This window comes from Paralysiella testudinis (genome assembly GCF_016894345.1).
Taxonomy (GTDB): Bacteria; Pseudomonadota; Gammaproteobacteria; order Burkholderiales; family Neisseriaceae; genus Paralysiella; species Paralysiella testudinis.
The window spans coordinates 1580570-1593845 of the sequence record NZ_CP069798.1 but is presented as its reverse complement, the minus strand read 5'-3'; the positions used below and the strand labels follow the sequence as shown (position 1 = coordinate 1593845).

The 13276-nt window shown below is 57.2% G+C and carries 11 protein-coding genes, 1 other RNA gene and 1 pseudogene; 7 read left to right on the top strand and 6 right to left on the bottom strand.

Translation table 11 applies throughout. The annotated features are described in order from the left end of the window. Nucleotides 1–7: 7 nt before the first annotated feature. The 6 genes and pseudogenes from tmk to JQU52_RS08290 all read left to right on the top strand — a co-directional run bounded on the left by tmk (nt 8) and on the right by JQU52_RS08290 (nt 5207). Entirely contained in the window at nt 8–634 is a 627-nt protein-coding gene (gene tmk, locus JQU52_RS08315) for a dTMP kinase (RefSeq protein ID WP_230338050.1), read from the top strand. Beyond that, nucleotides 631–1611 (top strand): DNA polymerase III subunit delta', encoded by a 981-nt coding sequence (gene holB / locus JQU52_RS08310; protein ID WP_230338049.1) that lies wholly within the window; start codon nt 631–633, stop codon nt 1609–1611. The genes tmk and holB overlap by 4 nt, the downstream gene beginning before the upstream one ends. A gap of 19 nt (nt 1612–1630) precedes the next feature. Further along, nucleotides 1631–1984 (top strand): PilZ domain-containing protein, encoded by a 354-nt coding sequence (locus JQU52_RS08305; RefSeq protein WP_230338048.1) that lies wholly within the window; start codon nt 1631–1633, stop codon nt 1982–1984. 3 nt (nt 1985–1987) lie between these two features. Next, nucleotides 1988–2755 carry a TatD family hydrolase gene (locus JQU52_RS08300; protein WP_230338047.1) on the top strand — a complete coding sequence of 256 codons (768 nt, stop codon included), beginning with the start codon at nt 1988–1990 and terminating at the stop codon, nt 2753–2755. 39 nt (nt 2756–2794) lie between these two features. Continuing rightward, complete coding sequence (locus JQU52_RS08295; RefSeq protein WP_230338046.1) at nt 2795–3604, top strand: MBL fold metallo-hydrolase; 810 nt, start codon at nt 2795–2797, stop codon at nt 3602–3604. A gap of 297 nt (nt 3605–3901) precedes the next feature. Further along, nucleotides 3902–5207: pseudogene (locus tag JQU52_RS08290) on the top strand (IS5 family transposase). 29 nt (nt 5208–5236) lie between these two features. Here the strand turns inward: JQU52_RS08290 and JQU52_RS08285 are convergent. Both JQU52_RS08285 and ffs read right to left on the bottom strand, forming a co-directional pair. Beyond that, entirely contained in the window at nt 5237–5941 is a 705-nt protein-coding gene (locus JQU52_RS08285) for an SIMPL domain-containing protein (RefSeq protein WP_230338045.1), read from the bottom strand. 200 nt (nt 5942–6141) lie between these two features. Beyond that, an RNA gene (gene ffs, locus JQU52_RS08280) (signal recognition particle sRNA small type) lies at nt 6142–6239 on the bottom strand. Between the two features lie 170 nt (nt 6240–6409). Between ffs and JQU52_RS08275 the strand changes: the two genes are divergently transcribed. Continuing rightward, nucleotides 6410–7552: a glycerate kinase gene (locus tag JQU52_RS08275; RefSeq protein ID WP_230338044.1), complete on the top strand. Its 1143-nt coding sequence runs from the start codon at nt 6410–6412 to the stop codon at nt 7550–7552. Nucleotides 7553–7760: 208 nt separating this feature from the next. Here the strand turns inward: JQU52_RS08275 and gdhA are convergent, their stop codons facing one another. The 4 genes from gdhA to accD form a co-directional block, all read right to left on the bottom strand. Next, nucleotides 7761–9104: an NADP-specific glutamate dehydrogenase gene (gdhA, locus tag JQU52_RS08270; RefSeq protein ID WP_230338043.1), complete on the bottom strand. Its 1344-nt coding sequence runs from the start codon at nt 9102–9104 to the stop codon at nt 7761–7763. Nucleotides 9105–9444: 340 nt separating this feature from the next. Continuing rightward, nucleotides 9445–10773, bottom strand: a complete 1329-nt coding sequence (locus tag JQU52_RS08265) for a DUF3482 domain-containing protein (RefSeq protein WP_230338042.1) — start codon at nt 10771–10773, stop codon at nt 9445–9447. Further along, on the bottom strand, nt 10770–12143 hold the full coding sequence (locus tag JQU52_RS08260) for a DUF2868 domain-containing protein (protein WP_230338041.1): 1374 nt from the start codon (nt 12141–12143) through the stop codon (nt 10770–10772). The genes JQU52_RS08265 and JQU52_RS08260 overlap by 4 nt, the downstream gene beginning before the upstream one ends. A 242-nt stretch (nt 12144–12385) precedes the next feature. After that, complete coding sequence (accD, locus tag JQU52_RS08255; RefSeq protein ID WP_230338040.1) at nt 12386–13252, bottom strand: acetyl-CoA carboxylase, carboxyltransferase subunit beta; 867 nt, start codon at nt 13250–13252, stop codon at nt 12386–12388. Between the last annotated feature and the right edge of the window lie 24 nt (nt 13253–13276).

Below are 13276 nucleotides of genomic sequence, written 5' to 3'. Positions count from 1 at the left end.
CATCCTTATGAACGCCCGTTTTATTACTTTAGACGGCATCGACGGTGCCGGGAAATCCACCCATTTGGCCGCCATGCGCCAGTGGTTTGCCCAACGCAATCTGCCAGTGCTGTTTACCCGCGAGCCGGGCGGCACTCCCGTGGGCGAAGCCTTGCGCGCGCTGTTGCTCAACCCGGCCACACAAGCCAATTTGCGCACCGAAACCCTGCTGATGTTTGCCGCCCGCCAACAACACCTTGATGACATTATCCGCCCCGCACTGGCTGCGGGCACCCATGTGGTGAGCGACCGCTTTACCGATGCCACCTTTGCCTACCAAGGCGGCGGCCGCGGTTTGCCGCTGGCCGATATTGCCGCATTAGAGCAATGGGTACAGCAAGGCTTGCAACCGGATTTAACCCTTTTGCTCGACATTCCGCTGGCCGTATCCTTGCAGCGCATCGAAAGCCACCGCAGCAAAGACCGCTTCGAGCAAGAAAATGCCGACTTCTTCAACCGCACCCGCGCTGCTTATTTGCAACGCGCCGCCGCCGCACCCGCACGCTATGCGGTCATCGACAGCAACCAAGACAAAGCCATAGTGAGCGCCGAAATCGACGCCGCACTGCAACGCTTATTTGAGCCCCGGCCATGATATATCCTTGGCAACACAGCGCTTGGCAGCAACTGGTTGCCCATTGGGATAAACGCCCCAATGCCTGGCTGCTCTACGGCAAGGCCGGCATCGGCAAACTGGCCTTTGCCCAATATCTGGCGCAAGCTTTGCTGTGCGAAAACCCGCAAGCCGAACACCAGCCTTGCGGCCAATGCCCGTCGTGCCATTTGTGCAGCCAACACAGCCATCCCGACTTGTGCGAACTCACACCGGAAATCCCCGAAGGCGACAATGTGGCGCGCAAGCTGTTGCAAATCAAAGTAGATGCTGTGCGCCATGTTTTGGATTTTGTACACCTGAGTGCCCACCGTGGCGGCCATCGCGTGGTGTTGGTGCACCCGGCCGAAAGCATGAACATTCAGGCAGCCAATGCCTTGCTCAAAGTGCTGGAAGAGCCGCCGCCGCAAGTGCTGTTTATTTTGGTGAGCCACAATAAAGACGCCCTGCTACCCACCATCAAAAGCCGCTGCCGCCCCTTTGCCCTGCCCTTACCTAGCCGCCAACAAGCCCTGGCGTGGCTGCAACAGCAAGACATGGCCGACGCCGAAAACCTGCTCGCCTTTCACGGCGGCGCCCCGCTGTTTGCCGACACGCCGGCAGAAGACGACTTACGCGCCCAATTGCTCGACTTACTGGCACAGCCGCGCCTGCTGGCACTGCTGGACTACGCCGCCTTGTTCGACCGCCAAAAATGGCCCTTATCGCTGCTGTTCGACTGGCTGCACAAATGGCTGCTCGACATTGCCCGTGCGCAGCAGCAAATGGCGGCGGTGTATTATCCCGGCCGCCAAACCGCGCTGGATGCATTGGGCGCACGCACTCAGCCAATCGCCTTATTCGCACTGGCAGAGCGCCTAAATGCCCTCACCCCTTACGGCCAGCACACCCTCAATGTTAAAATGCAGGCCGAAGATTTGCTGATTGATTATCTGCATTTTTGGCAGCAAAAACATTAAACCACCAAGGACACCACCCATGAACCCCACTGATTTACCCGGCAAAATGATTAACCTCACCATCCCCGACAAACCCGAGCTCTACCGAAGCTACCTGTCGTTTTTCAAACACGGCGGCCTGTTTGTGCCCACCGAAGACAGCTTCAATATGGGCGACGAAGTGCTGTTGGTGGTAAACCTGCCCGATCACAATGAACCCAAATACCTGCGCACCCAAGTGGGCTGGATCAACAGCACCGCCACCGCCATCGGCCAAGCCAAAGGCATTGGCCTGGCTTTCGGCAAAGATGCCGTGGCCGTAGAAACCAAGCAGGCCATCGAAGACCTACTGCCCGGCTTGCTGCTCAACGAACGCCCCACCTACACCCTGTAAACCATGCTCATCGATTCGCACTGCCACCTTAATTTTCCCGACTTGGTCAATAGGCTGCCTGAAGTGCTGGCCAATATGGCCGCCGCCGATGTGCGCCAAGCGCTGGCCATCAGCGTGAGCCGCGATACTTTTGCCGAAGTGCTGGCCTTGGCCGAAGCGCACCACAACATCTACGCCACCGTGGGCGTGCATCCCGACCAGCAAGACACCGCCGAATTTACCACCGCTGAGCTGGTGGCACACGCACAGCACCCCAAAGTGGTGGGCATCGGCGAAACCGGGCTCGACTACCACTGGTGCCAAGGCGATTTGGATTGGCAACACCGCCGCTTTATCACCCATATCGAAGCCGCCAAGCAAAGCGGCCTGCCGCTGATTGTGCACACCCGCGATGCCGGTGCCGACACCTTGCGCCTGCTGCGCAAACACCACGCCCATGCCGGCGTAATCCACTGCTTCACCGAAGACACCGCCTTTGCCAAAGCCGCACTGGATTTGGGCTTTTATATTTCGTTTTCCGGCATTGTTACCTTTAAAAACGCCACCGCCATTCAGGCAGCCTGCCAATACGTACCGCAAGAGCGCCTGCTGGTGGAAACCGATGCCCCTTATCTGGCGCCCGTGCCCAAACGCGGCAAAACCAACGAACCGGCCTATGTGCGCCACACCGCCGAATTTGTAGCACAATTGCGCGGCGAGCCGTTTGAAGACATTGCCGCCGCCAGCACCGACAACTTCTACCGCCTGTTTAACAAAGTGCCGCGCGCATAAGCCACCGGCACGGCGCATACACACAATCAAGGCCAAGCCATGTCGATACCCATCACCCTTACCGTGCTCGGCTGCGGCAGCTCTTCAGGTAGCCCTGCCATCGGCTGCGCCTGCCCCACCTGTGTGAGCACCAACCCCAAAAACCAACGCACCCGTTGTAGCGCTTGGCTGGGCATCAACGGCCAAGGCTGGCTTATCGACACCGGCCCCGACTTACGCCAGCAAGCCTTGCGCGAAAATCTACCACGCGTAGACGGCGTGCTCTACACCCACCCCCATGCCGACCACCTCAACGGCATCGACGACTTACGCGCCTTTTGCTACCGCCAGCAAACCGCCATTCCCGTATACGGCAATGCCTTTACCATCGCCAACATCACCCATCGCTTCGACTACGCCTTCCTGCCCGCCCACGCCCACTGGAACAAACCCGTACTCAGCGCCCACACGCTGCCTGAAAGCGAGCACCGGCAGCCGGTTATGCAGCTTAACGGCGTGCCATTGTGGCACCACGGCCTGCCGCACGGACGCTGGACCACCAGCGCCTACCGCATCGGCAACATCGCCTGGCTTACCGACATCAACCACATCAGCGATGCCGTCATCACCGCATTGCAAGGGCTGGATTACCTGTTTTTGGATTGCCTGATGGAAGCAGCCTACCCCAGCCATTTAAGCGTGGCGCAGGCATTCGACTTTGCCCAGCGTATCGGCGCCAAACAAACCTATTTCATCCACATGACCCACCAGCTCGAATACCAAGCCCTCAGCCGCCGCTGCCCGCCCAATATGGCCGTGGCTTACGACGGCTTGCGCATCAGCAGCGAATGGCCGGCCAAGGCTGCCTGAAAACCTTATCAGAGCGCCAAAATCGGGTCGTTGCCCCCAGCAAACTGCTAAGAGCCATAAAGAAAACCGTTTCAGGCAGCCTGAAACGGTTTTCTTCACAGAAGTGACGCACTTGATAATCAAGCTGCCTGAAGCCTTCGGCCAGTTTCACATCGCACCTGTGCAGGCAGCCTTAAAAAATGAATACGTAGTCCTCCCTGAAGAATCCCCACCCTCATGATTTAATTAAACAAACGCTCAAAATCCACTATAATCAACTGCAAGAAACCCCCAATCTACCCCAAAAACCTTGCAGTTATGAAGCCCAAACACACGGACAACCACCCCGACCTATTCCAATTACAGCTGTCCCAAATCATCAACATGAGCCACCCATTGGTTAAACTGGCGCATCAGATTAACTGGGACAGAATCGCCACCCAAATCGACACCGTCTACACCACCGGCCCCGGCCACCCGCCGCTACCCACCCGCCTTTTGGCCGGACTGCATTACCTCAAACACGCCTTTGACGAAAGCGATGAAAGCGTATTGGTACGCTGGCTGGAAAACCCCTACTGGCAATATTTTTGCGGCTACTCATTCCTACAGCACCAACTTCCCTACACCCCACCTCACTGGTCAAATGGCGCCGGCGGGTAGGAGATAAAGCCGAAGCCCTACTGATTGAAACACTGCGCACAGCCCAAGAAAGCGGTGCCATCCAACCCAGCGAATTTCACCACATCAACGTCGACACCACCGTACAAGAAAAGAACATCACCTTTCCCACAGACGCCAAGCTCTACCACAAAGCCCGGCAAGTATTGGTCAAAGCCGCTCAAGAGCACAATATTCCCTTACGCCAAAGCTATGCGCGCAGCGGCAAGAAAGCCTTCATCCTCAACAACCGCTATCGTCATGCCCGCCAATACAAACGTGCCAACAAAGCCTGCAAAACTTTAAAAAACTACCTTGGCCGCATCATTCGCGAACTGGAACGCAAAGGCAGCCAAACCGATCAAGCCCTACAAAGCCTATTGGATCGCGCCCGACTGATTTACCGACAACAAACCGGCGACACCAACAAAATCTACAGTTGGCATGAAACCGCAGTGCATTGCATCGGCAAAGGCAAAGCACACAAAAATACGAATTCGGTAATAAAGTTTCCCTCGTCAGCAGCTCGAAGAACAACTGGGTATTGAGTGCCCAAGGATTAGCCAACCCTTACGACGGGCATACACTGGCTGATGCATTGGCACACATGCAGCAAGTGTGTGGGCATAGCCCGCAACATGTCTACTGTGACCAAGGATACCGGGGACATCAACAAAACGGATCGGGCAAGCCTATCATCCATCTGGTCGGTAAGATTCCGAAAACAGCGAGCCGCAGTATGAAAAGATGGATGAAACGCAGAGCAGCAATAGAACCGATAATAGGCCACTTAAAGGCGGATAACCGTATGGGCAGAAACCACCTGAAAGGGGAAGCAGGCAACCGTTTGAACCCGATTCTGGCTGCCGCTGCCTACAACCTGCGCAAATTACTGGCGTGGTTGTATTTTTGGCTTATGGGGTGGGTGGGAGAGAGTCGGGAAGAATGGATTCTTCAGGGGTGACTACGTATTTTCAATTATTTAATGAATACTCAGCGCAAGCCCTGCACCTGAATCTGGCCGCTCACATCCAAACGCAATTGCGCCTCGCCCGGCGCGCTGTCTTGCACCGGCGCGGCATCGGCCTTGGCCCTCATCACGCCGCCATAAGCAAGCGGCGTGGAGATATTGTCGCTGCTGTTGCCGATATTGAGCTGCACGATTTTATAGCCGCTGCCACCCAAGTTTTGCGCAATCATCGCTGCGCGTGCATTAAAGCGTTGCAGTGCTTCGCGGGTGAGCTCGGTTTCATTGGCCTGCATACTGGCGGTGGACACGGTGTATTGGATGTCGCTAATCGCCGCCTGGCTTTGCACTTTGGCGGCAAAGGCATTCAAGGCCGCCATGTCTTTGCTTTCCACCTTGATGCTGGCGCTGTCTTGCCAGCCTTTATCAACGCGGCGGCCATTCACATAATCGCTTTGCGGATAGGCCGAGCGCGATTGCAGCGTGGTGTTGAATTGGCTGTGCTGGCGCGCTTGCTGCAGCACAGCATTCACCTTGCGCGTAACCGCATTGGCCACCGCCTCACGTTCCTTGCCCTGCTCTTCGATGTTCAACACCAACACCATCTGGTCGCGCGCAATCGGGCGGCTCACCGATTCAGACAAAGACACCAGTCCGTAATTCAGCGCTTCCGCCCGTGCCAAACCGGCCACCGCCAAACCCATCAATCCGGCCAAAACGATTTTTTTCATGGGTATTACTCCTAAGAAAATACAAAAAATTCAAGTTGATAAATACTACAAAAGCAAATACAAACAGGGGGCTTAGACTATCCGAAACCCAAAAAATTGCCGCCCACATTGTTTTTATACAATCTTAACAGCACACATAAAACAAAAAACAAAAACGGTTGTACCGCCTTGTGCAGCACAACCGCTTCTGAATTTTTAAGGGTGGCGAGCCAAACCCCCGGCACTGGCAACACCAGAGTGGGCTGCTCGCTTCCGCGCCTGACCCGTTGCTCCGGATAACCATGCGGGGAGACCCGCCACGGCTGCGGATTATACGCACAAGCGCGGCAAAACCCAATCTTTTTTTGTAGCGGCAGCCACAAAGCCCGCTTCCGAGCTGGGTAAATGTTCAGGCAGCCTTGTCTTCAACAGCGCCAATACCCATAATCGACGTTCCCTTTATCATTGATGCGCCACAATAAACCGCTTATGAAAATCGTTATCGCCCCCGATTCGTTTAAAGAAAGCCTCACCGCAGCCCAAGCGGCAGCGGCCATTTGCCGTGGTTTTGCCCAGATATGGCCGCAGGCCGATTATGTGTGCGTGCCCATGGCCGATGGTGGCGAAGGCACCGCGGCGGCACTGGTGGCTGCCTGCGGCGGCCATTGGGCAGAAGCAACGGTAGACGACCCCTTGGGCAGAACGGTAAACGCCCGCTATGGCGTGTTGCCTGATGGCAGCGCAGTGATGGAAATGGCCGAAGCTTCCGGCCTGCATTTATTGGCACCATCGGAGCGCCAGCCGCTCCACACCAGCAGCTACGGCACCGGCCAACTGCTGGCTGCCGCACTGGCCCGCGGTGCTAAGCAAATTATTTTGGGCATTGGCGGCAGTGCCACCAACGATGGCGGCGCGGGCATGGCACAAGCCTTGGGCATACGCCTGCTGGATGCGCAAGGGCGGGATTTGCCGCGCGGTGGCGCCGCACTGGCGCAACTGGCCCGCATCGATACTTCAGGCAGCCTGCCCGCATTGGCCGGTGCGCACATCCGCGTGGCCTGCGATGTCACCAACCCGCTCACCGGCACCCATGGCGCCAGCGCGGTATTCGGGCCGCAAAAAGGCGCCACGCCCGCGATGGTGGCGCAATTGGATGCGGCCTTAAGCCATTTTGCCGATGTGCTGGCCACAGCCGGGCTGCCCGATGTGCGCCAACAAGCGGGCAGCGGTGCCGCCGGCGGCTTGGGCTTTGGCTTACGCGCCTTCTTGGGTGCCGAATTGCAGCCCGGCATCGAACACATCATGGCCGCCACCGCCCTGCCCGACAAAATAGCAGGCGCAGATTTGGTGATTACCGGCGAAGGCCGCATGGACGGGCAAACCGCTTTTGGCAAAGTGCCGTTGGGCGTATTGCGCGCCGCCCAACAGCACGGCGTGCCGGTGATTGCGCTGGCGGGCAGCGTGGGCAGCGATGTGCACACCTTGTATGCGCACGGCTTTAGCGCCATTTTCCCTACTGTGGCCGCCGCCGCACCCTTGGCCGAGGTGCTCGCCGCCGCCGAAGCCAATTTGGAACGCACCGCGCGGCAGGTGGCAGCGGTGTGGCAATTGGGGCGAAACCTGCACCGATAAATCAAAATAAGGCTGCCTGAAAAGATGCGGTTTATAAACCCCGTCTTTTCAGGCAGCCTTATGGTTTCAATGGCTTTATTAAATTGCGGTTATACCAATTCTAAAAATAACCTAACTGCGTTGACTCGCCTTGCTGTACTACTTGTACTATCTACGGCTCGCCGCCTTATTAGCTTATTTTTTTAGAATTGGTATTTTTTCATCAAAATCACACCACCCCCTGCGCCAGCATCGCATCGGCCACTTTGCGGAAACCGGCGATATTGGCGCCGTTCACATAGTTGATGTAGCCGCCTGCTTCCATGCCGTTTTCCACACAGGCTTCGTGGATACTGTTAACAATGTCATGCAGGCGGTCGTTGACCTTATCGCGATCCCAAGACAAGCGCAGGGCGTTTTGGCTCATTTCCAAGCCCGATGTGGCCACGCCGCCGGCATTGCTGGCTTTGCCCGGTGCATAAAGGATTTTGGCCTGCACCAACAAGGCCATCGCCTCATTGGTGGAAGGCATATTGGCACCTTCGGCCACACAGATGCAGCCGTTGGCCAGCAATTGGGCGGCATCGTTTTCGTCCAGCTCGTTTTGGGTGGCGCACGGCAAGGCGATGTCGCACGGCACATGCCACGGGCGTTGGCCGGCAAAATATTGCACGCCGTTTTCTTCGGCATACACCGCCAAGCGTTCGCGGCGTTCGTTTTTAAACGCCATCAAGTCATGCAATTGGGCGCGGTGCATGCCGTCGGGGAAGTACACAAAGCCGCCGGAGTCGGACAAGGTGAGCACTTTGGCATCGCGGTGCAGCAGCTTTTCGGCTGCATATTGCGCCACATTGCCGGCGCCGGAAATCAGCACGCGCTTGCCCTCTAGGCTTTCACGGCGGGTTTTGAGCATGTTTTCAACAAAATACACCGTGCCGTAGCCGGTGGCTTCGGGGCGGATTAAGCTGCCGCCATAGGTTAAATCCTTGCCGGTGATCACCGAGGCAAATTCATTACTCAAGCGCTTGTATTGGCCGTATAAAAAACCGATTTCACGCGCACCCACGCCGATATCACCGGCCGGAATATCCACATCCGCGCCGATATGGCGGTAAAGCTCGCTCATAAACGACTGGCAAAACCGCATCACTTCATTGTCGCTCCGGCCTTTGGGATCGAAGTCGGCACCGCCTTTGCCACCGCCCATCGGCAGTGTGGTGAGTGCGTTTTTGAATACCTGTTCGAATGCCAAAAATTTCAACACCCCCAAGTCTACGGTAGGGTGAAAGCGCAAGCCGCCTTTATAAGGGCCGATGGCCGACGACATTTGCACCCGGTAGCCACGGTTTACCTGCACCTGGCCGTGGTCGTCCACCCACGGCACGCGGAACATAATCACCCGCTCCGGCTCCACAATCCGCTCCAACAGGCCGTGACGGGTGTAGTGGCGATTGGCCTGCAAAAACGGCGCCAAGCTGTGAAATACTTCTTCCACCGCTTGATGGAAAACCGCTTGGCCGGGATCGCGGCGCTTAACGGAAGACAATAAAGTGTTTAAATCGAAATAAGGCATTAACCGCATTCTCCCAATCAAATTATTCTGTTTAGTAAAGTTTTAACAGTTTATAACAAAAAAACGCAGAAATGCCATGCTTAAAGTCAAAATCAGGAAATCACTGCAACAATCTTTTGATGTGAATATCGGATAGTAGAAACGGATTCCGGCCTACGTCGGGGTAACGTTAAGTGGCTGCGCGGCTAGAAAGCGCAAAGTAAAATAACTCACTTCATTTTGATTTATTTGCCAATGGATTGCCGAATCCAATGCGGCAATACGGCTTTATCTTTCAGGTAACCATTACCAACAATACAAACAGGCGGGCATTAAGCCCGCCCTACGCCGCAATCGGCCATTACGGCAAACTGTTGGCCAATTCCTGCACCGCTTCGCGCCGGGCGGCGCGGCTGGCTTCGGGGTTGCCGGTGTTGAGCGACGACCACTTATATTGGCTGCGCGCTTTATTGAGTGCGCTCGGCAGTTTGCTGGCACGCCAAGGGGCAGCTTTTTCGGTGAGGCCGATGGTGTTTTGCGCCGCATGGCCGCGCGTTTGCAATACCGCCAGCAAATCCAGCGCACGGGCAGCCAACAAGGTGAGCGTGGCCGGGTCGATAATCAGGGTTTGTTTGCCCGAAAGCTTGTCGCCCAAGGTTTGCATATTCGGCAGCAAGCCGCCAATCAAGCCGCCGATGGCGGTGCCCAAGCCTGCCGACGTGCCCAGCGTGGCCACATCTACACCCAGCCCCAGCAAGGCACCGGCAGCGGCGCCGGAGGTGGTGCGAATACCGTATTCTTTCCACAATTCGGCATCAAACGGGTCTTGCTGGAAGGGTTTGAGCGCCCAATCGGGCTGGCTCACGGCTTGTTGGTAAAAGCGGTAGTGTTGCAGCAAATCCTGTTGCAACTGCCGCTCCAATTGGCGCACGGCATCCTGCATTTCAATTAAGGTGGGCTCGGGTGCTTCATCAGCCTCGATTTCGCGCCGATACGCGGCCACGTTGAGCAGAAAGTGGGCAATATCGCGCCGGGCTTCGCCATTGAGCTGCTGCCAATCGCGTTTTCGCATGGCCATCAACGCATCCAACACATCGCGCGTGGGCAGCATGGTGGCCAAGTTGTCCCACAGCTGCATTTCGCCGTTGAAATCGAAGGCCACGGTGTCAAAAGCGGCAAACACATGCAGGCCGCGCCGCGCCAGCATGGTGCGCCAAGCCGTGGTGTCGGCGGCGGCGGTAAAGTTGAACACTGGCATCAATGGCCGGGCGCACCACGACAACACCGTGAGCTCGTCTTTGTATTTGCCCAACACCGGCTCGCGCGCGTCCACCACATACAGCGCCATATCGCTGTGCAAAAGCTGGCGCAATACTTTGGCTTCTTGGTTAAAGGTGCCGGCGGCCACATCGCTGTCTAAAAAAAGCTGGATGCGCTCGATGCCGTCCAGCCGTGCCGGGGTTTGGGTTTCCAGCCAGTCGAGCACGCCGCCCGCGTCTTCCAGGCCGGGGGTGTCGTAGAGTTTGACCAAAGGCGTGGCACCATCGTGAATCAGCGCTTCTTCCACATGGCGGGTGGTGGCGGCTTGATTTTTCACTTCGCCAAACTGAACATCGCGCAGCAAGGTGCGCAGCAAAGAGGTTTTGCCGGTGTTGGTGTGGCCAACCACGGCCAGCGACAAGGGTTTCATGATTGGCTTTCCGCAACGGTATTTTCAGGCAGCCTTTGCTGTTGAGCATGGGCGGCCGGGTCGAGCCAGGCGATTTGGCGTGCTTGCAAAGCGGCGTGCCATTGCGCCAGTGTGTCGTTAAGGCTGCCTGAACGGGTTTGCGCCGAATCCGCCAGCAGCTGCACCACCACCCCGCCTTGCGCCGCCTGTGCCAGCGCATCCAGCTGGCGCAGCACACCGCGATCAGGCACGCTGGCGGCGCGCACGCCCAGCAATAATTGCGCCGCGTGGGCGTTTAAATCGGCCAGCAAGGCGGCCTGAGCGCTGCGCTCATCGGCCACGCCTTTATTCAACCAGTCTTGCCCCAGTACATTGCGGTACCAGTATTCATCCACCCACGGCGCATCCAACAATACCGCCCATTTGGGCGCTTCGCTCAGGCGCAACGGCGGCGCGGCCACGGCGGCGGCTTCGGCCACGCGATCGGCGTCCACCACTTTGTGCTGCCATTGCTGGATGATGTGCTGGTAATAGGGTTTTTCCAGCGGCAAACGCCCGCTCTGGCGCCGTGCCATCAGCGCACACAACAGCCACGCCAAACCGCGCGGCAGCAGGCCGTAGCACAAGACACTGCCCACCAGCAAGCTGCCCCACAGCTTGGCTGCCGCACCATCGGCCGCCGAGCGGCTGTGTATCACCGCTTGGGCATCGGGCACGGCAAAGCCCAGCTTTTCAGGCAGCCACGCCAATGCCGCCACCAGCGCCACCAAGCTGTCGCTAGACAATAAAGTGCTTTCCCAGTTGAAGCTGTACTGGCGCACCAGCAACATCAGCCACAACGCCAGCCAAATGCCACCTAAGCTGCACAACCACAAGCGATGGCTGGTTTTACCGGCATACCAACGCATGGCCGGGCTGTGGGCGTTGTCGGCATACAGATGCACTACCGCCTGTGTTACCGCATCACGCCCGCGCAGCCACAAAGCCGGATTGGCGGCCACGCCACCGGGCAAACGCCCGGGCATCAAGGTGAGCAACAGCCACAGCAGCAACATCAAGGTATTCAGCCCCAACACCGACATCAGCACATAGAAAAAATTAATATTTTCCGCCGCCATCAACGCCATGGTGGCACTGAAACCGGCAGCAAACAGCAGCACCGAGGCCGCCAACAACAGCAAACGCCAATACGCCTGCGTGCGCTGCAAACGCCGGTGCAAAGCGCGGTCGCTATCAATCAGCTCGGCACGTTTGAGCAGCCGCTCGGCCACTGGCGTGGGGTCGTGGCGCAACACCTCGGTAATCGGCTGCGGGTCGGCCACAAACACATGGCCGCGCGTTTGCAGCAGACGCACCAGCTCGGCAAGTTGTTGTTGGGGGTTGAGTATCATGGTTTCAGGGGTGGTTGGGGTGTTTCAGGCAGCCTATAGCAAAGAAACTCAATAATCCCACAGCGTTGGCTCGCCCGAGCTCGAAGAGAAGGATTTACTCGGGTGCTGAAGCACCGAGTAAATCAGTTCCGTCTTGTATGATTTATTTATTTTCTTTGTTATACCGATAAACAAAGGCTGCCTGAAAGCGCAGCTTCTGCGAAGCTAAAATCTTTCAGGCAGCCTAAACATAGTGCAGTAAATCAGGCCGCTGCGGCGTCTTGGCGGCGCAACAGGGTAATCAGGCTAGCCAAGCGGGCTTTGAGTTCGCGCCGATCAACAATTTGGTCTACCGCGCCTTTTTCAAGCAAAAATTCGGCACGCTGGAAGCCTTCGGGCAGGGTTTCGCGCACGGTTTGTTCAATCACGCGCGGGCCGGCAAAGCCGATTAAGGCACCCGGCTCAGCCAGCACCACATCGCCCAAAAAGGCAAAGCTGGCCGACACGCCGCCCATGGTGGGATCGGTGAGCACCGACACAAACGGCAAATCGTTGTCGTCGAGCAAATGCAGGGCGGCGCTGGTTTTGCTCATCTGCATCAGTGAATTGAGGCCTTCCTGCATACGGGCGCCGCCGGAAGCGGACACGCACACAAAAGCCGCCTTGTGCGCCACCGCCTCGCGCACGCCTTGCACAAAACGCTCGCCCACCACCGAACCCATGGAGCCGCCGATAAAGCGGAATTCAAACGCCGCCACCACCGCGGGCACGCCGTTGATGGTGCCGCGCATCACCACCAGCGCATCGTCTTCATCGGTAAGCTTGCGCGCGGCACTTAAGCGGTCGGTGTATTTTTTGCTGTCGCGGAATTTCAAAATATCCACCGGTTTGATGTGGGCGCCGATTTCGCTGCGGCCTTGTTCGTCGAGCAGCAAATCCAGCCGCTCGCGCGCACCCACCGGGTTGTGGTGGCCGCATTTAGGGCATACTTGCTGGTTTTTCTGCAAATCGGTGGCATACAAAGTGGCGGCACAGGCGGGGCATTTTTGCCATAGGCCTTCGGGCACGGCGGATTTGCCGTTTTCGTCTTTTTTGATTTTCGGCGGTAAGATTTTATCGAGCCAGCTCATGGGCGGGTATCCTTTGAGGTAAAG